Here is an 18,955-nt window from a genome sequence, read left to right as displayed (position 1 = left end):
TGGGCTATTTCCCATTATTTAAAGAAATAAAAATAAATTAACAGAGCCACTCCAACAAAGATACGATACCATCCCCAAGGTTTGAAACCATATTTATTCAATACTCCGATGAATGCTTTGATCGCAATGAGAGCAACAATAAATGCTACGATATTTCCTACGATAAAGATCATAATATGATCCTGAGAAGCCATAATCATTTCGTAGCCTTTCTGCGGTGTAGCAGTTTCTTTTCCCCAGGTTTTAACAAAAACAGAATAAACGGTTACTGCCAGCATGGTAGGTACTGCCAGGAAAAAAGAAAATTCTGCTGCGGCTTTCCTGGTGAGCCCTTGGGCCATACCCCCAATGATAGAAGCTGCACTACGGCTGGTTCCCGGCATCATCGCAAGACACTGCCAGAATCCAATAGTCACCGCATTTCTTATGGTAATTCCTTTCTCGTCATCAATTTTAGGATTTTTGAACCATTTATCAGCAAAGAGCAGAACGATTCCTCCCAATACCAGCACGGAAGAAATAGCGATCTGATTCCCCAAAACAGCTTCAATTTTATCATCAAATAAATATCCCAGCACCAATGCCGGAACCACTGCAAAAGCCAGCTTAAAATAAAACTGAATATTATTTAAATCAAAAAACTTTTTCCAGTACGCTACCACCACTGATAGAATTGCCCCGAATTGAATAGAAACCTGGAACATCTTTAAAAATTCTGTTTCTTCCAGCCCCATCAGGCTTGCTGTAAATCCCATGTGTGCGGTAGAGGAAATGGGAAGGTATTCCGTAAGTCCTTCTACAATGGCAATAATAATTGCTTTGATTAAATCCATATTTTTTTTCAAAAATTAAAAGATTAAGAGATCCGGAAGTTTAGAATACTTCACTCTACCCTTCTCAATCTCTTAATCCCTAAATATAATTTGTATTATTTTCTTTTTAAAATAGCATATACTTCTATTGCAAAACCTATCACTACAAATAATGGTGCAATCCTGATCCTCCTGACGGAAAAAATATCATCATTCCATGAATTGGGATCAAATTTACCATCTACCGTATTGGCGTCAGGTCCCATCATCAGAAGAAAACCGACTACGATAAATGCCAGGCCGATCAGCATCCATTTAAAGTTCTGCCGTCCGAAATAGAATGTATTTTCCTGTGGGACTTCAGTTTCTTTCCCAAAGTCTGAAGCGGAAAATTTATTTGTTTTTTTGCTCATTGTTAAGAGTAATATAAGTCGTCAACGTTTGATCTCAGGAACCTCCATGTTGCAATAATGGTACTTAGAACAGTAATAAAAATTCCAACTCCAATCACCAGTAATACCAGCCACACATATTGTTGGTTATCCTGTACAAAGGCCGATCCAATCTGGTTGGTAAAATAATACCAGACACCAAATAATGCCAAAAGGCCTATCAAAGCTCCAATAGCTCCTAAAATTACAGCTTCAATAATGAAAGGCTTAAGGATGAATCTTCTTTTGGCCCCCACCAGCTGCATGGTTTTAATAATAAACCTCTTTGAGAATATTTTGAGGCGGATAGAGTTGTTAATCAATACCACAGCCAATACCAGAAATAAAATGGAAAATCCTAAAATCCATTTTAAAATTCTGCTCAGGTTATTGTACACATCCACCATCAGGGTACTATCATTTTTAACATCGATAATCCCCGGAACAGATTTGATTACTTTAATTGCTTCATCGATCTTTGCGGGATCCACATATTCAGGTTTTAAAGCAACTTCAATAGAAGAAGGGAAAATATTTTCTTCAAATAAAGCATCACTATCGATTCCCATACTCTTTTTGGCTTCCTTGGCAGCCATACTTCTTGAAATGTAGGTGGCTTTTTTTACAGGAGCTAACGTCTGTACCTTTTTAAAAGTTTCTTCCTCTAGTTTTGCAATTTTTACAGAATCTTTAGCATCATAATTTTCGTCAAAGTAAGCATTCACTACCAATTGTTCTTTGATATAGTCAGAATATTTCTGGGCATTGATTAAAATAAGCCCCATCAATCCTAACAAAAATAACACTAAGGCAATACTTACCACAACCGTAATATTGCTGGACCGAAGCCTTTTCTTGTTAAATTCATCTACAGATTTAGCCATTAATATTAAAATTTTTGGCTAAAATAGAAAAAAACTTCCGAAATTTGGGACGAAATAAAGAAAATCACTGTTAATAAAATCATAAAAAACTTTGAGTGTAAAAGCAAAAAAACATCTGGGTCAGCACTTTCTGACCGATGAAAACATCGCAAGAAAAATCGTTGAAGGTCTTAGTTTTGAGAACTATAATAATATTATGGAGGTAGGCCCTGGAATGGGGGTTCTTACCAAATATCTTATTGAAAAAGATCAGAATATTTACCTTGCAGAAATCGATACGGAGTCTATCGAATACCTGAAAAAGAATTATCCCAGGATTACAGAAGAAAGTTTTGTAGGAGATTTTTTGAAACAGGATTTCAATTTTATTAAAGATGGGCAGATGGCCATTATCGGTAATTTTCCTTATAATATTTCTTCACAGATTCTCTTTCAGATTGTAGATCATTATGAACTGATTCCGGAGATGGTGGGAATGTTTCAAAAGGAAGTTGCCGAACGGACGGCAGCCGTTCCCAGGACTAAAGATTACGGTATTCTTTCTGTACTGATCCAGGCTTACTATGATGTAACTTATCTGTTTACGGTTCATGAGAATGTTTTCAATCCGCCTCCGAAAGTAAAATCAGGAGTTATCAGGCTTCTCAGAAACCCTAAAGAAGGGCTGGCCGGTAATGAGATTCTTTTTAAACAAATTGTAAAGGCAGGATTCAACCAAAGGAGGAAAAAGCTTTCAAACGCCTTAAAAATCCTGAATATTCCTGAAGTTTTGAAAACCCATGAATTTATGGATAAAAGGGCTGAAGAACTTAGTGTCCTGGATTTTATCCGTTTTGCCAACCTATGGAAAGAAAATCAGTAAACCTGAATCCACAAATAAAAAACAGAGGCTTTCAAATGATTTGAAAGCCTCTGTTTTGTTATAGATCGTACTATTATTCCCTGTTTTTCAGCATAATCCATCCGGACCAGTTCATCTGAGCTTTTGATTTAGGGTAATCAAAATTAAACTTGTACCAGTACGTAGCTGTAGGCAATCTTTTTCCTCCTACTGTTCCGTCCCAAACCGGATTTTCTTTAGAGAACCTGAACATTTCCACCCCATATCTGTCATAGACAGAACCTGAAAAGTTATTGAAACGTCCAAGAGCTTTAAGGTCCAGAACATCATTAATTCCGTCCTCATTAGGGGTAATTACATTATTGATCTGTAAAGTAAAGAAATCAAGCGATCCCACGCAATGGGTTCCCACCCTTCTTACCAGAATAGTATAGTTTGTATTATCCAAAAGCCCTGAAAACACATTAGACTGCTGCCAGACAATTCCATTATCAATAGAATATTCCAGAGTGCTTGGCGTATTATTCATAGGAGGATTCTCCGCAGTAACCGTTAATGTTTTTTTGATACTTTCATAATTAAGGCCGGTGATATACGGAGTCGCCGCTCCCATTACTTTCACTGAAAATTGTTTTTTACAGAACCCGTTATCAATTTCCACGGTATAGATTCCCCATTGATCTACCTCTATTTTTTGTGTGGTAGCTCCGGTGCTCCAGGTATACTGATAATTAGGGCCGGCTCCGGCATCCAATGTAACCTTATCTCCCAGACACATTTCAACATCGGTAAGAGGTGACTTGATTTCAGGAGTAACTTCTATTCTGATGGTTGCAGGGTTTAATGATCGACAACCTTTTTCTCCGATAGCATATACCGTAAATGTTGTTGTCTGGTGCAGCGTTACAGTTTGTGTATCTCCTGTACCCGGGAAATTATTCCATAAATAGGTATTTCCTCCGCCGGCAGTAAGGGTAACAGACTCTCCCGGGCAAACTTTAATTCTGGAAGATTTTAGCTCTGCTGTAGGAGTAACTTCTTTAAGTAATTTCAGTTCTACCAATTTACTGCAGAAAGCTCCGTTCGAAACTACCACATAGATGATCTGTCCATCAGTTCCATTATAGTTTAATATGTTCTGAATGTTGTTATTATTTTGTGCTACTGCATCTGCCTGGTTTTCATAAAACTTAAATACCGCTCCCGGCGTCGGGCTTATGGTCTGCATGATTGTGCTGAAATCAAAGGTCGTAATATCCGGAGTGGTACAGAGGAGCAAGGTAGCATCCTGTGCCTGTGGAGTGGTTCCTCCGTGAATCTGTACAGAGGCTTTACCCGGGCACGGATTCCCCGGCACACTTACTTCAATGGTATATGTTCCGGGTTGAGTGGCTGTTATTACATTTGTAGTAGCACCTGGAACAGGCGTACCATTATAATACCATTGGTATAGCAAATTCGGATCACTTACAGAAGCAGTGATCACCTGAGGAACATTGTCACAGACATTAATATCGGAAGGCAATGTCGCCCCGCTCGGATCCAAAAGTTCTACTCCGATATTAAAAGAGCCTCCTTCCAGGAATACGGCAGAATCATAATTGGTATCACTATAGTCTGCAATCACCATTTTAAAGTGATATTCCTGTCCTGCTACCACCGTAGCTGTGGCCGTAAGCGGAACTGTTCTTCCGTTAAAATTAGTTTCAATATTCGCTGTGTTATAGCCTCCGAAATACTGTTCGTTCACAGCAGGGCAGTTTACAAATCCTGTAATGGCAGGGTGGATATTGGTAATACTTACCGGGCCCGCACCATTAGGCAGTACCGCCATATTGGTATAAGGTCCTCCGGAAGTAGGTCTGAGTAATATGGCAAAGGCATCCGCATAGCTACACGGATAAGAATCTGAATATTCTTCAGATGCCAGTATATAGTTAAACTTAATCTGAGAAGTCGTAGGAACAAAGTCAAATTCAAGCAATACGGCATCATTTAATCTGTTGGCCGCTACGCCTACAGCTTGCGCCAGATCTGCATCAGAACCTCCTCCATTGCTGTCTCCAAGGTGATCCTCAATGGTATTACCTCCTCTCCTTGCATATCCTGTAGAAAGTATAATCCCGTCCTTGAAGGGAAAATTAGTGGCGGCTTTGTGAAAATATCCCCATGCCCTGTCTGCTTCACCTACTGCCTGATTAGGAGTAATTTTTACATTGGATACACTGGGCGTCACACAGGTATTGGTTCCTGATGATATCAAAACATCTTTTACCAGTTTGTCTATAGTATAAGCCGTTTCAGCATACCCCGGAGCATTCACGTCAATAAAGGCTCCTGCTCTTCTGGAGGTAGCGCTGACTGCTTTTTCCTTAGGATTTTTTCTGGGGGGAAGGTCTTGTGAAAACAGAGAAGTCGAGACGACTAAAAAAAATAAATAAAGCGGTAGGTATCTTCTCATAATACTTTTGTTTAAACAAATTTAATTTTTTTTTAAACATATTACACACATATTTGATTTTTTTACATCAAAATAATAAAATTTTGAACTTTTATAACAAATTCGAATAAAAATAATCTAAAATTTTCTGATAATCCGGAAAAATCTCTGGCAGTAATACACTCATTTTTAACAAATTTATCATGTTATGACATCAATTCATAAAAATAGCTAGTGTTTTATTCTTAAAACCACAAAATCTTTCATTTCTGAAAGATTTTGTTAATTATTTTTTATTTAAAAAAGTATTTAGTTTCTATTTTTTAATAATATCCAGCCTGAACGCTGTTCCAGTTTCTTGCTTGCCGGATTCTCCCACTGCACCCTGTACCAGTAAGTAGCAGTAGGCAGGTTTAATCCTTTTAATGTTCCTCTCCATATCACATCCGATTTGGTTGCTTTGAACACTTCTGAACCATACCTGTCAAAAACAGAGGCAGCAAAATCCTTATAACCACTGATTCCCGTAAAATCTATAGTATCATTTATTCCATCCATATTAGGAGTAATAACATTACTGATTACCAATGTAAAATAATCCAGCGGTGTGCCGCATTTTGCATCTTTTACCCTTACCATCAGATGATACATCATATTATTGAGAACCCCATAGAATACATTAGATGGCTGCCATGTTGCTCCTCCGTCTATTGAATATTCCAAGATACCTCCTGTTGGATTACTTGCATAAAGGGTGAGGGTATTATTCTCAAACACAACATTGGTAAACTGGGGAAGTTCCGGGTTGATCAGTTGTGCCGAAAACGTTTTGGAACAAACCCCGTTACTGATGGTTACACTATAAGTTCCGGGAACATTTGTTGTGATGGTCTGAGTTGTAGCTCCTGTACTCCACAGGTAAGTGTAATTTGTTCCTGCACCCGCATCCAGAGTGGCATTATCTCCTGCACAGGCATACACATCCGTTAATGTGGAAACAATAGCAGGCACTACTTCTATAATAATGGTAGCAGGATTCACAGAGCTACATCCGTTTCCTCCCAATGCATATACTGAATACTGTGTAGTCACTGTAGGGGAAACTACCTGAGTATTTCCGTTTCCGGTAAGCCCTACCCAATTATAGGTAATACCACCGGTAGCAGTAAGGGTAACAGATTCTCCTGCACAAATTTTTGATTTGGAAGCAGCGATTCCCGCAACAGGAGGTCCCACCTCAACGGTAACGCTAGCCGGTGTTGCGGAAATACATCCATTAGCACCTACGGCATATACGGTATATACAGTGGTAGAGGTAGGCGAAACCACTTGAGTGTTTCCATTTCCGGTAAGCCCGTTACCCCAATTATAAGTTGCTCCCCCGGAAGCGGTTAAGGTTACTGATTCTCCCACACATATACGGGGCTGTGAGGAAACAAGCGCAGCAACAGGTGCTACCCTGTCTTCGTTTACTGTAACGCTTGAAGTATAAGTACAGCTTACATTACCTGGCTGAGAGACATTGGTAACGGTAAGGGTGTAAGTGCCTCCTGCATTGACTACAGGAGTAAGGGTATTTCCGCCAGACACTATATTTCCACCTGTTGTAGCCCATGTTATGGTAGATCCCGCAGGAATTACAGAAGCCGAAGCATTCAGGGTAATCTGCGGTGTTGTACAGGTAATGGTCTGTGGTGCAGCTATTGTTAATGTAGTGACAGCTGTTCTCAACAGCTGTAAAGAGACTACATAGCTACATCCTCCGTTGCTTACCAGAACATATATGGTTTGGTTACCCGGCGGCGAGTATGCTGTAGGATTGGCAATAAAGTTACCATTGGCAGCATTGGCATCAGCTTGATTGACATAATAAGTAAAAGTCAGCCCTGTTGAAGTAGAGATTTGTGTTTGTGCTTCTGTCAGGTCATATGTCAGGCCAGGCGCATAGCATTTATGCAATATTGCGTTTTGTGCGGTAAATGGTTGTGATACTTCTATAGTAATGGTTGCCGGATTTTGGGAAACGCATCCATTTGCTCCCACTGCTGTTACCGTATAGGTTGTTGTTGCTGTAGGGGAAACTGTTTGGGTATTTCCTGTTCCCGGAAGCCCCGTCCAGTTATATGTTGCTCCTCCGGATGCTGTTAAGGTCACAGATTCACCATTACAAATTTTAACTTTAGTGGCCGTAAGTCCTGTTGTCGGCGGAGCACTATCCCCTGTTACGGTAACCGTAGCAACAGCAGTACAGTTAAGATTTCCAGGCTGATATGTGTTTGATATCGTTAAAGTATAAGTTCCGGGAGCATTGATGACAGGGTTTAGGGTTGTTCCACCGGAAACAATATTCCCTCCCGTGGTTGTCCAGTTAAATGTAGCTCCGGCTGGATAAACGGAAGCAGAAGCATCCAGAGTAGTCTGTGAGTTGGCACAGGTCAGAGCTGTTGGAGGAGCGATAGAAGCTGTCATTTGCGGAGCTTTTATCAGTTGCAGTTCGGCTACTTTTGAGCAGAATCCGTTTTTCACCAAAACATATACGGTTTGTCCTCCCGGGCTTGGGTACGCTGTAGGATTGGGAATTGTATTGGTATTTCCGGCATTGGCATCTGCCAGCGTGGTATAATAGGCAAATGTAGCCCCGGCAGTTGTACTTATAGCGGCCTGTGCCGATGTTAAATTAAAGGTTGCATTCCCGGCGGTATAACAAGCTGTCAGGCTCGCGTTCTGAACTGTAGGGGAAGTACCGCCTACTACGGTAATAGTAGCTTCTCCCGGACATGTATTTCCCTGAACATACACTTTCACAGAATATACACCCGGCTGTGTTGCCGTGTAACTGGCGTTTGTGGCACCGTTAATCGGTGTATTATTCAAATACCATTGATAAGTAATATTGGCTCCCTGTACTGAAGCTGTAAAAGTCTGAGGTGCATTATCACACATATTTACAGAAGCCGGAAGCTGTACTCCGGCTGGATCCAGAATTTTCACTCCTATATCGAATGACCCCGCTTCCAGAAATACAGCAGAATCAAAGTTGGGATCCTGGTAATCTGCAAGGACCATTTTAAAATGATAGGTTTCCCCCGGAATTACGTTAGCCTTTGCTGTCAAAGGAATGGTACGGCCATCATAATTGGTTTCAATCTGCGGATTGTTAAACCCTCCAAAATAAGCTTCATTTACAGGTCCGCAACCGGTAGGTCCGGGAATAAACGGGTGAATATTGGTAACACTTACTGCACCTGCACCTCCCGGAAGTACTGCCAGATTAGTATAAGTAGGATCTCCGACCTTTTTTAACAATAAAGCAAAACCGTCTGTAATGGTACAGGGAAAACTCTGTTGATATTCTTTAGAAGCAAATAAATATTTGAATGTTATTTCAGTAGAAGCTGCCACAAAGTCAAACTCTATATAGGTAGCATTTTTCAGCTTATTATTAGGAATTCCCAGGGCAGTAGCAAGGTCTACATCTCCTCCGGATCCCAGATCATCACTTAAATTTAAATTAAATGAATTTCCTGCTTTATTAGCATATCCCGTAGAAAGAATAATCCCTTTACTGAAAGGAAAATTAGTAGTGGCTTTATTGAAATATCCCCAGCTTCTGTTCTGATCATTTGCAGGCAGATTGGGAGAAACAGTTACGTTACTTACATTGGAAGTGGCACATCCGCCTCCGGATATAAGAACATTTTTAACCAGTTGGGTAATATTATAACCAGATTCGGGATAGCCGGCTGCATTCACATCAATAAAATCCGTGGCTCTCCTTGATACAGAACCGTCAGGTTTGGCCACCTGTATTCTCTCTCTATCCTGAGAAAAGACAAAGTTCCCGATAAAGGCAAAAAATAAGATTAAAAATAAACTTCCTGTCCTCCTATTTAACATTTTATATTATTTTAAACAAAAATACTATTTTTTTTGATTGAAATTCAGCCTATCACAATTTACATTATTACTAACGCAAATTTATTTATTATAGAATATCAATTTTATTTCCACCAATATACTAAAAAAAGACCGACAAAACCGTCAGTCTTTTAACTAATATCTAAAAAAATCATTCTATATTTTTCAGCAATATCCAACCTGTTTTTACAGTGAGCTGCTTGCTGGCCGGATCTTCATAAGTCACCTGATACCAGTAGGATGCTGTAGGCAGTTTCTTACCCTGGAAATATCCATCCCAATAAGGCCTGATCTTTTCTGCCTTGAAAACTTCCCTTCCGTACCGGTCATACACCACTCCACTAAAATCCTTATAATCACTTACTCCTCTGAAATCAATAATATCATTGATGTTATCTCCATTCGGAGTAATTACATTTTTCATTACGAAAGTAAAGAATTCCAGGAATCCTACACAACTGGTGTATTTAACTCTTACACGGATGGAAATCACTTTATTTCTTGGAACATTACCGAATACATTGGAAGATTGCCATGTAATCCCGTTATCTATTGAATATTCCAGTATTCCGTTACTAGGATTACTGGCTGTTATAATCATGGTTCCGTTCTCGTTATAATCTACATTGGTAATTTCAGGAATGATTGCTTTTATAACCTCTGTTTTATATACATCAGAGCATACACCGTTACTGATTTTCACCGTATAAACTCCCGGAGTTCCTACAGAAATGCTCTGAGTGGTTTCTCCTGTACTCCATTCGTAGGTATAATCAGGTCCCGCGCCGGCATCCAGAACGATCTGGTCTCCCTGGCAAATATGGCCTCCCTTTAATTTGGAAACAATAGCGGGTACTACTTCAACGGTAACACTGGCCGGCTGTAAAGACTTGCATCCCTGTGCTCCGATTGCATACACTGTATAAGTAGTTGTCTGCGTTGGGCTCACTGTTCTTACCGGTGTTGTGGCTGAGCTGTTATTCCATTGATAGGTAACGCCTCCTGAAGCCGTTAATACCACTGACTCTCCTACACAAATTTTTAATTTTGTTGCATTAAGCACAGCTACCGGTGTTTCTTCCCTTCTTAAAGTTAATGTAGCAATCTTACTACAGAAAGCTCCGTTGGAAACAAGAACATATAAAATTTGTCCGTCTGTTCCGTTATAACTGGTCAGGTTGGTAATGAAATTATTATTTTGAGCCTGTGCATCAGCCTGAGTGGTATAAAAACGGAATACAGCTCCCGGAGTGGTACTGATCAGGGGTTTTGCATCTTCCAAATTAAAAGTATTCAGAGCCGGTGTTGCACAAAGCTTCATGGTGGCATCCTTTACAGTAGGGCTCGTTCCTCCCACAATAGTTATCGTTGCTTCTCCGGGACACTGGTTCCCGGGAATCATTACTTTTACGGTATAAACACCCGGCTGATTGGCTATATAAACGGCATTGGTAGCCCCGGGAATTGCCACATTGTCTTTATACCATTGGAAAGTCATTCCAGGAATGGCTGCTAACTGTGCTTTCAGTTGTTTAGGGGTATTATCACACATATTGATGCTGTTGGGCAGGGCAACCCCGTTTTCATCCACAATTTTAATCCCGATATCAAAAGAACCTCCTTCCAGGAACACTGCAGAATCGTGTCCCCTGTCCCTTGCATCCGCAAGAACCATTTTGAAATGGTAGGTCTGCCCCGGAATAACATCGGCAACAGCTGTTAACGGAACTGTTCTTCCAAAATAATTAATTCCAACATGGGGATTGTTCATTGCTCCGAAATAGGTGGCATTGATCGGGCCACAGCTAAATCCGTTTCCGGCAGGTACAATATTTGTAGCACTTACCGGGCCTGCACCATTGGGTAACACAGCAAGATTCGTATACGTAGGATCTCCTGCTTTCTTTAAGAGAAGGGCAAAAGCATCGGAGTATCCCGAGCATGGATAATTCGCATCATACTCTTCAGAAGCAAATATATAATTAAATTTTACCTGGGTAGAATTGGGAACAAAATCAAATTCAAGCGCTACTGCATCCAGCAGGGCATATGGAGGATTCGTTGCTGTAACAAGGTCCGGATCACTTCCCGTACCTACCTGTCCGCTAAGCAATCCGACATAGCTGTTCCCGGCCTGCCGTGCATAACCTGTTGTCAATACAATTCCATCTGTAAAAGGAAAACTGGCTGTTCCTTTATTGAAATATCCCCAAAACCTATCGTTATCTCCTACCGCGTGATTGGGAGAAACCGTGACGTTGGTTACGTTAGCAGTGGTACAATTGGTTCCTCCGTTAATCAGAATATTCTTTACCAATTGTTCGGCAGTATAGGTAGAACCTACATAAGGAGTTACGTTTACGTCTATAAATGCGCCTGCTCTGAGACTGGCTGCAGAAGGTTTCACTTTTTTGGACATTCTTCTGTCGGGTGCCGTCTGAGAAAACGCAGAAATAGAAATCAGTAAAAACGCAAAAAGAAAAAAGTAGCTTTTTACTCTATAGTTTAACATTTTAATTTCATTTGTCCAAATGTACCAAAAATTTCTAAACAAAATGATCTTTCTCAACCTAAAACCCACATTTAATCAATTTATTAATAATGAAAATTTCTTATTATTAAATTTTTCATAAAAAAAATTATGTATGAAAATTTTAAACCCAATGATATTTAATGCTAAAAAAAACAGATCAACCTATGCTGACCTGTCATACTTATATTATTTTTTTTAATTCTTTTTCAGCTGATCAATTTCATTCTGAAGCTGGGAAATAATGTCTTTCAGGGCTTTTATTTCATTTTTATTTGAGCTTACATTGCTTTTCAGCATTACGTTTCTGGCTCTTTCATTATGATCTTCCTCTTCTTCCTCTTCATTAATTTCCTCAAGGTCTTCCTGAATATCTTCAATATCTTCGTTGATTTCTTCAATATCCTCACTGATTTCTTCAATGTCTTCGCTTATTTCCTCGATATCCTCCTGGATGTCTTCGATATCTTCACTGATTTCTTCAATGTCTTCCTGGATATCTTCAATTTTTTCGTGGCTTTTATTGACTGACATCTGAATAAAAATGGCCAGATAAATAGCTTCTAAAGATAATACCGTAGTGAGAATCAGAAGCATTTTATCAAAATCAACAATATTCAGCATAGGAAGCAGAAAGGAGGTGATAAAAAGCAGCGTATGCACTATTAATGATTGAATAGACCCAATCCATGATGTAATGCTATCGGCTATTTTTTCAAGAACTTCCGTTTTTTCGTTGTATTTTTTCATCCTTTTATATTTTTACAAGAGTTCTTTGGTAACCCCTAGTCCAAACAGGGCAAAATCATATTTTGCCGGATCATTTTCATCCATTTTTCTAATGGCGATATCCAGTTCTTCCACCGTCTTCCAGTCATTCTGCGTTCTTGAAACCAATCCCAGTTTTCTGGAAATATTTCCGGTGTGTACATCTAAAGGGATGGACAGGTATCTGGGATCTATTTCTTTCCAGATTCCAAAATCTACTCCCCGCTTATCTTTACGTACCATCCACCTCAAAAACATTATAATCCTTTTGGCGGAAGAATTTTTGTACGGTGAGCTGATATGTTTATGACTTCTGTGTTTTTCGGCTTCCAGAAAATTATTCCTGAACCTTTCAATGGAATGCAGAAAATTATTTTCTCCTTCTTTTATTATAAACAGATTTTCCAGGCTTTCATTTTCCCTGTATATTCTATTGAACTGTTTGATAAAATAAACAAAGTCCTCTCCGTTAAAAGTCCTGTGAATGCTTTTATCCTGAACACTTTCCAGATCTTTCCCAGAATAATTCATTACAAAATCGTAAGGAGAATTTCCCATAATATCAAGGATTTTCTCTGCCGATCTGATAATAGCTTTTCTGTTTCCCCAGGAAATTGTTGCTGCCAGAAACCCGGCAATTTCTATATCCTGTTTTATAGAAAAGCGATGTGGAATCTGAATCGGATCATTTTCAATAAAACCAGGAGCATTATACTGATCTGCCTTTTCATCCAGGAAGTTTTTTAATTCTTCAAAATTCAGCATATCCATCTTAAATTTTTACACTTTCCAACGCCTTGGGCAAAAATGTATTCGGAAAAATGTTTCTTGCTTCATCTGTAAATACAGTCAAATCGGCATATCTGTTGGAAAAATGTCCCAGTATCAGTTTTCCCGCCTGTGCTTTCTGGGCAATCATTGCTGCCTCCAGCGCGGTGGAATGCCCTGTATAATCTGCCATTTCTTTCAGATCATGCAAAAATGTGGACTCATGATACAGCACCGTTACATTTTTAATAATTGGAATAATACTTTCGAGATAACGGGAATCACTGCAAAATGCATATGATACCGGTGGAGCGGGATCAATTGTTAAAATCTCATTTTTAAGTACATAGCCATCACTCAGAACAAAATCTTTTCCTGCTTTTATATGATGATAGTCACAGGTTTCTATTTCACTGTACTTGGCAATCTCTTTCATATTAAGATGCCTTTCTTTGGGTTTTTCCTTAAAAAGGTAACCGTTACAATAAATCCTGTGATCTAAGGGAATCGTATAGACTTCCACCCTGTTATCTTCATAAATTTTTTCTGAATACTCTTTGTCCAGTTCATGATACACTACTTCAAAACCGCGATGTGTTTCAGTAATCTGAAAAATGGTTTCGAGCATCTTTTTAATTCCTTTAGGCCCGTAAACATGCAACGGGTTTTCTCTTCCTAAAAGACGGAACGACGCAATAAGCCCGGGAAGCCCGAAGCAATGATCCCCGTGAAGATGGGAAATGAAAATATGGTTGATTTTTGAAAATCTTGCTTTTGCTTTTCTCAGCTGAACCTGGGTGCCTTCTCCACAATCAATCAGGAAGTGTCTTTCTTCCATTTCCAGCAGCTGTGCCGTAGGGGAAGAATTGATGGTCGGGATTGCTGAATTAAAACCTAATATCGTTAAATAAGTGCTCAAATCAATAGTTTATGATAACAAATGTACAACAGAAAATATAAATGGATAGTTGATCTATATAATTAAAATTAATCTGTCACTTTTAAAAAATCCATCAATAAGTCTAATGCCTGTTTACGGTGGCTGATTTTGTTTTTGTCTTCCGGATTCATTTCTGCAAAAGTTTTTTCATAGCCTTCAGGCACGAAAATAGGGTCATACCCGAATCCTTTAAGTCCTTTATTTTCAGTCAGCAAATTTCCATATACCCTTCCCTCAAAATATTGGGCCCCATTTTCATCATAATAGCATAAAACAGTAATAAAGTATGCTTTTCTGTTTTCTATCCCCTGCATTTCTTCCAACACTTTTTCAATGTTCCTGGCAAAATCATGATCTCCGGCATAACGGGCGGAGAATATTCCCGGTCTTCCGTCCAGTGCTTCCACTACCAAACCGCTGTCATCTCCCAGACTGGGAATTCCTGTTTTTTCAAAGCAATATTTTGCTTTAATCAGGGCATTGGCATGAAAAGAATCTCCATCCTCTACAATTTCTTCATGAATGTTATAATCCGTAAGGCTTTTCACCCTACAATCATGCCCCAGAATCTGCTGGATCTCTTCTTTTTTATGTTCGTTGTGAGTGGCTACTAATAATTCCATTTCTATATTCATTTTCAATTTTACTTTTTTTAATTCGGCTGGCTACATTTCAATGTAATGTACTTTGTATTTTTTCATAAACAGATAATAAAATAAAGAAAAAAGTACAAGCCCTATAGCTAATATCAACCATTCTGATACCTTAAAAGCTTGCGCAAAGCTTTCGTTTTTACCGTAAATAACCAATAATGAAAGGGTCAGATTATTAAATCCATGCAGTAACATCGGGATCAGCAGGGATTTTGTTTTATAATATACCAAACCCAGGACACATCCCAGCAATACAGCACTGATAAACTGCCATGGATTTCCGTGAACCACTCCAAAGATTACCGAAGCATATACAATAGCCTTCCATGGAGCAATACCTTTATTGATCAGTCCCTTCTGGATAATTCCCCTGAAGATAATTTCTTCAAAAACAGAAGCCATAACTACTGTCATAATAAGCATTACAACAGGGTCATCCGTCAGCTGATCCATAAGCCGTACAAAATACTCATAAAAGTCTCCCCAAAAAGGTCCCGTTGTAGGAATCTGAGCCGTAATAAATTCTGAAATAAACATCATCCCGGCCATCATAGGAAATACAAGAAGGTAAGTATAAAAATTAACAGAAGAGAAATTGAAATTCAGCTTCATATGGGTAGTACGCCTTACAATAAAAAAATCGAAAAATGCAATTGCCGTAAGAAATCCTACAGAATTAGCCACCATAAGGAACCATTCTTTGAGCTCCAGATTCTCCTTGAAAATCACTTTCCAAAAAGTACTGAATAGGGAAACGGCCATAGTTCCTACAAATAAACCCACCACTAAAGTAACAGCGCCTAACCACGTGAAGGTAAACTTCGGATATCTGCTATTTTCCATTCTTTTCTGTAAAAATTTATGGAAACAAAGATAATTTTTTTGATAGCTACAGACAACTAAAAAAGGAAATACTTAGATTGCCAAACTAAAATTACCCTGCTGCTTTCCATCGTTTAGTTTTAACGATTCTACCCACTGCTCTCCTATCTGGTAAGCATTGTCGCAATTTAAATTTGAAAACCTCACAAAAAATCACGATTTTTGCAACTTCAAAATACGATATGTCAGACTTAATCAAAGAAATACAAAAAAGAAAAACTTTTGGAATCATCTCTCACCCGGATGCAGGAAAGACAACCCTTACTGAAAAGCTACTTCTTTTCGGAGGGGCCATCCAGGAAGCGGGTGCGGTAAAATCCAATAAAATAAAAAAAGGAGCTACTTCCGACTTTATGGAAATTGAAAGACAGAGAGGGATCTCTGTAGCAACGTCCGTATTGGCTTTTGAATATAGAGATCACAAAATAAACATCCTTGATACTCCCGGGCACAAAGATTTTGCTGAGGATACCTACAGGACTTTAACGGCTGTAGATTCGGTAATTGTTGTTATTGACGTTGCAAAAGGGGTGGAAGAACAGACTGAAAAACTGGTTCAGGTATGCCGGATGAGAAACATTCCGATGCTGGTATTCATCAATAAGCTTGACCGTGAAGGTAAGGATGCCTTTGATCTGCTGGATGAAGTGGAACAAAAATTAGGCTTAACAGTTTGTCCGCTTTCTTTACCAATTGGTATGGGAAATGATTTTCAGGGAATTTATAATATCTGGGAAAACAATATTCAGTTATTTTTAGAAGAGAAAAAACAGAAAGTTGGAGATTCTATTAAGTTTGATGATATTAATGATCCTTCAATTGATGAAGTGATTGGTGAAAAAGCCGCTAATACTTTAAGGGAAGAACTGGACCTGGTCCAATCCGTTTACCCTGAATTCAATCGTGAAGATTATATGAAAGGTAATTTGCAGCCGGTTTTCTTCGGTTCTGCTTTAAATAATTTTGGAGTTCGTGAATTACTGGATGCCTTTATTGATATTGCTCCGATGCCACAGCCAAAAGAAAGTGATACCCGTCTGGTAAAGCCAGAAGAAAATGCTTTCACGGGGTTTGTTTTTAAAATCCATGCTAATATGGATCCTAAGCACAGGGACAGACTGGCTTTCGTGAAAATTGTTTCCGGAACATTCAAAAGAAATGAAAACTATCTGCTGGTAAGGGAAGGTAAAAAGATGAAATTCTCTTCGCCCAATGCGTTCTTTGCCGATAAAAAGGAGGTGGTAGAGGAAAGTTTTCCGGGGGATATTGTAGGTCTTCATGATACAGGAAGCTTCAGAATCGGTGATACGCTTACTGCCGGTGAAAAGCTTAGCTTTAAAGGGATTCCTAGCTTCTCTCCTGAACACTTCCGTTATATCAATAACAGTGATCCATTGAAAGCCAAACAACTGGCAAAAGGTATTGACCAGCTTATGGATGAAGGGGTTGCACAGCTATTTACCCTGGAAATGAACGGAAGAAAGATCATCGGTACCGTAGGGGCGCTTCAGTACGAAGTGATCCAGTACCGTCTTGAGCATGAATATGGTGCTAAATGTACTTATGAACCACTTTCCGTGCATAAGGCATGTTGGGTGGAAGCCGATGAAAAGTCAGAGGAATTCAAAGAATTTGCAAGATTAAAGCAGAGGTTTCTTGCCAGAGATAAGTATAATCAACTGGTATTCCTTGCTGATTCTTCGTTTACTATTCATATGACCCAGGAAAAATTCCCGAATGTGAAACTTCATTTTATCAGTGAATTCAGGGAAAACTAATTAAAAGTGAATTTGCGAAAGGGCAAATGTTAAAAGATATATCCGCGGAAATTGTTCTGCGGATTTTTTTTGATCATACTTAACCATCAAAAATTCAAAGAATTTTTGACATCCTCCGGAGAAAGGGAATTATCACATATTCAATTATGGTATTTGTTATTATTGGAATGTTCAAAATCTAATATCTGGTATAAAACATTTGTAAATCTCTTGTAAAACAAATACAAAATACTGAAAATAATACAGTTACAATTTTACGATTAGAATACATTTCATTTACAAGTGCTTAAGAAGCTTCATGACTAATTTTACTTCATCAAAAAATAATATTATGAAAAAGTTCATATTACTCATTGCTATTTCAGGTTCTTTTATTGCCTGTAAAAAAGGTGGGATTTCGCAATCTAAATTGGAAGAAGCTGCCAACAGTATAGACAGTACAGCTTCTGTTGCTTCAGACGCTATTGATAATGCCGGTAAAACAGCCAATAATGTCCTTGATTCTGCAAGTATCAGAATAAAAGATATTGAAGGAGCTAAAAATGATATTCAGGAGAAAATAGAAAGCACATCCAAAATGGTAGATTCTCTATCTGATAAAATTACATCTACAAAACTGGAGTCAAAAATTGAGAAAAAAGATTCTGCAGCGAAGCAATCTGAGAAGGTTGCGACAAACGTTCAAGCACCTAAAATGATTAAAGAAACCAAAATCATTTACAAAGAAAAACCTAAAAACGACAGCTATGAACTGAATATACCGAAAGATAAAATGGTAAAAACAGGCTATCTTGTGGTAAGAGCTGATAATGCTGAAACGGTAAAAGAAATCATCAGAGAAGAAGCCATCAAAAACAATGGATATGTTAAAAGTGAAAACCAGTCTTATATTGAACCGGCTAATCCACGTGATAAAAATCAAAAAGTTTACAGTTTGAATATCAAAGTTCCTATTCAGCATTTTGATGGATTAATGGAAGCTTTAAACAGCAATATTGGAGATATTGAAACCAGAGACATTCAGGTTACAGGACGTAATTATACAGATAACACCATCTGCAGCATTGATGTTAATATCACAGGTAAAACTGAAGCTGAAAAGGAACCTGATACTTTTGGCGGAAAATCATTAGCCGCTATTGAATCCGGCTGGGATGTGGTTACTTCCATCGTTCTTTTTCTTCTTCCCTTATGGCCGGTGTTTCTGGTTGGCGGTATTGGATACTATTTTTATAAAAAGAAGAAAAACAATAATATTCCTGATCAGGATTCTCACTAGAATTTCAAAATCCATCCTTGTGATGGATTTT

The 18,955-nt window shown here is 38.7% G+C and carries 14 protein-coding genes; 3 read left to right on the top strand and 11 right to left on the bottom strand.

Annotation, left to right across the window (positions count from 1 at the left end; all coding sequences use genetic code 11):
- Positions 1–14 precede the first annotated feature (14 nt).
- The 3 genes from OK18_RS14230 to OK18_RS14220 form a co-directional block, all read right to left on the bottom strand.
- On the bottom strand, positions 15–833 hold the full coding sequence (locus OK18_RS14230) for an undecaprenyl-diphosphate phosphatase (RefSeq protein WP_050021577.1): 819 nt from the start codon (positions 831–833) through the stop codon (positions 15–17).
- Positions 834–928: 95 nt separating this feature from the next.
- Positions 929–1,225 (bottom strand): DUF3098 domain-containing protein, encoded by a 297-nt coding sequence (locus OK18_RS14225; RefSeq protein ID WP_053328400.1) that lies wholly within the window; start codon positions 1,223–1,225, stop codon positions 929–931.
- 2 nt (positions 1,226–1,227) lie between these two features.
- Positions 1,228–2,127: a cell division protein FtsX gene (locus tag OK18_RS14220; RefSeq protein WP_050021446.1), complete on the bottom strand. Its 900-nt coding sequence runs from the start codon at positions 2,125–2,127 to the stop codon at positions 1,228–1,230.
- Between the two features lie 91 nt (positions 2,128–2,218).
- Here OK18_RS14220 and rsmA point away from each other — a divergent pair, with 91 nt between their 5' ends.
- A complete protein-coding gene (gene rsmA / locus OK18_RS14215) occupies positions 2,219–2,989 on the top strand; it encodes a 16S rRNA (adenine(1518)-N(6)/adenine(1519)-N(6))-dimethyltransferase RsmA (RefSeq protein ID WP_053328399.1) in 771 nt (256 codons plus the stop codon).
- A 73-nt stretch (positions 2,990–3,062) separates the two neighbouring features.
- On the opposite strand, the gene OK18_RS14210 is transcribed toward rsmA, so the two are convergent.
- From OK18_RS14210 to OK18_RS14175, 8 genes are all read right to left on the bottom strand, one after another.
- Positions 3,063–5,429 (bottom strand): choice-of-anchor L domain-containing protein, encoded by a 2,367-nt coding sequence (locus tag OK18_RS14210; protein WP_053328398.1) that lies wholly within the window; start codon positions 5,427–5,429, stop codon positions 3,063–3,065.
- Between the two features lie 288 nt (positions 5,430–5,717).
- The gene (locus OK18_RS14205) at positions 5,718–9,305 is read right to left on the bottom strand and encodes a choice-of-anchor L domain-containing protein (RefSeq protein ID WP_053328397.1); all 3,588 of its coding nucleotides are present in this window, start codon (positions 9,303–9,305) and stop codon (positions 5,718–5,720) included.
- A gap of 172 nt (positions 9,306–9,477) precedes the next feature.
- Positions 9,478–11,838, bottom strand: coding sequence for a choice-of-anchor L domain-containing protein (locus OK18_RS14200; RefSeq protein WP_053328396.1), 2,361 nt, complete (start codon positions 11,836–11,838; stop codon positions 9,478–9,480).
- 216 nt (positions 11,839–12,054) lie between these two features.
- Positions 12,055–12,606 (bottom strand): DUF1003 domain-containing protein, encoded by a 552-nt coding sequence (locus OK18_RS14195; protein WP_050021449.1) that lies wholly within the window; start codon positions 12,604–12,606, stop codon positions 12,055–12,057.
- A gap of 12 nt (positions 12,607–12,618) precedes the next feature.
- Entirely contained in the window at positions 12,619–13,389 is a 771-nt protein-coding gene (locus tag OK18_RS14190; RefSeq protein WP_053329383.1) for a TIGR02757 family protein, read from the bottom strand.
- 7 nt (positions 13,390–13,396) lie between these two features.
- A complete protein-coding gene (locus tag OK18_RS14185; RefSeq protein WP_050021450.1) occupies positions 13,397–14,311 on the bottom strand; it encodes a ribonuclease Z in 915 nt (304 codons plus the stop codon).
- A 68-nt stretch (positions 14,312–14,379) separates the two neighbouring features.
- The gene (gene rdgB / locus OK18_RS14180) at positions 14,380–14,955 is read right to left on the bottom strand and encodes an RdgB/HAM1 family non-canonical purine NTP pyrophosphatase (protein ID WP_394331959.1); all 576 of its coding nucleotides are present in this window, start codon (positions 14,953–14,955) and stop codon (positions 14,380–14,382) included.
- 42 nt (positions 14,956–14,997) lie between these two features.
- Positions 14,998–15,828, bottom strand: coding sequence for a CPBP family intramembrane glutamic endopeptidase (locus tag OK18_RS14175; RefSeq protein WP_053328395.1), 831 nt, complete (start codon positions 15,826–15,828; stop codon positions 14,998–15,000).
- A gap of 221 nt (positions 15,829–16,049) precedes the next feature.
- Between OK18_RS14175 and OK18_RS14170 the strand changes: the two genes are divergently transcribed.
- Together OK18_RS14170 and OK18_RS14165 are read left to right on the top strand one after the other, a co-directional pair.
- Complete coding sequence (locus OK18_RS14170) at positions 16,050–17,645, top strand: peptide chain release factor 3 (RefSeq protein WP_053328394.1); 1,596 nt, start codon at positions 16,050–16,052, stop codon at positions 17,643–17,645.
- 331 nt (positions 17,646–17,976) lie between these two features.
- Positions 17,977–18,924 carry a DUF4349 domain-containing protein gene (locus tag OK18_RS14165; protein ID WP_053329381.1) on the top strand — a complete coding sequence of 316 codons (948 nt, stop codon included), beginning with the start codon at positions 17,977–17,979 and terminating at the stop codon, positions 18,922–18,924.
- The last annotated feature ends 31 nt before the right edge of the window (positions 18,925–18,955 follow it).

It is taken from the genome of Chryseobacterium gallinarum (assembly GCF_001021975.1).
GTDB classification, from domain to species: Bacteria; Bacteroidota; Bacteroidia; order Flavobacteriales; family Weeksellaceae; genus Chryseobacterium; species Chryseobacterium gallinarum.
Note: the sequence above shows the minus strand (reverse complement) of the source record. Positions and strands in the feature narration are given on the sequence as shown.

Bases quoted from the DNA above. Each gene is read 5' to 3' on its own strand.
- OK18_RS14195 (WP_050021449.1), bottom strand. From the start codon at position 12,606: ATGAAAAAATACAACGAAAAAACGGAAGTTCTTGAAAAAATAGCCGAT.
- OK18_RS14205 (WP_053328397.1), bottom strand. From the start codon at position 9,305: ATGTTAAATAGGAGGACAGGAAGTTTATTTTTAATCTTATTTTTTGCC.
- OK18_RS14230 (WP_050021577.1), bottom strand. From the start codon at position 833: ATGGATTTAATCAAAGCAATTATTATTGCCATTGTAGAAGGACTTACG.
- OK18_RS14190 (WP_053329383.1), bottom strand. From the start codon at position 13,389: ATGCTGAATTTTGAAGAATTAAAAAACTTCCTGGATGAAAAGGCAGAT.
- rdgB (WP_394331959.1), bottom strand. From the start codon at position 14,955: ATGGAATTATTAGTAGCCACTCACAACGAACATAAAAAAGAAGAGATC.
- OK18_RS14175 (WP_053328395.1), bottom strand. From the start codon at position 15,828: ATGGAAAATAGCAGATATCCGAAGTTTACCTTCACGTGGTTAGGCGCT.
- OK18_RS14210 (WP_053328398.1), bottom strand. From the start codon at position 5,429: ATGAGAAGATACCTACCGCTTTATTTATTTTTTTTAGTCGTCTCGACT.
- OK18_RS14170 (WP_053328394.1), top strand. From the start codon at position 16,050: ATGTCAGACTTAATCAAAGAAATACAAAAAAGAAAAACTTTTGGAATC.
- OK18_RS14165 (WP_053329381.1), top strand. From the start codon at position 17,977: ATGAAAAAGTTCATATTACTCATTGCTATTTCAGGTTCTTTTATTGCC.
- OK18_RS14225 (WP_053328400.1), bottom strand. From the start codon at position 1,225: ATGAGCAAAAAAACAAATAAATTTTCCGCTTCAGACTTTGGGAAAGAA.
- OK18_RS14220 (WP_050021446.1), bottom strand. From the start codon at position 2,127: ATGGCTAAATCTGTAGATGAATTTAACAAGAAAAGGCTTCGGTCCAGC.
- OK18_RS14200 (WP_053328396.1), bottom strand. From the start codon at position 11,838: ATGTTAAACTATAGAGTAAAAAGCTACTTTTTTCTTTTTGCGTTTTTA.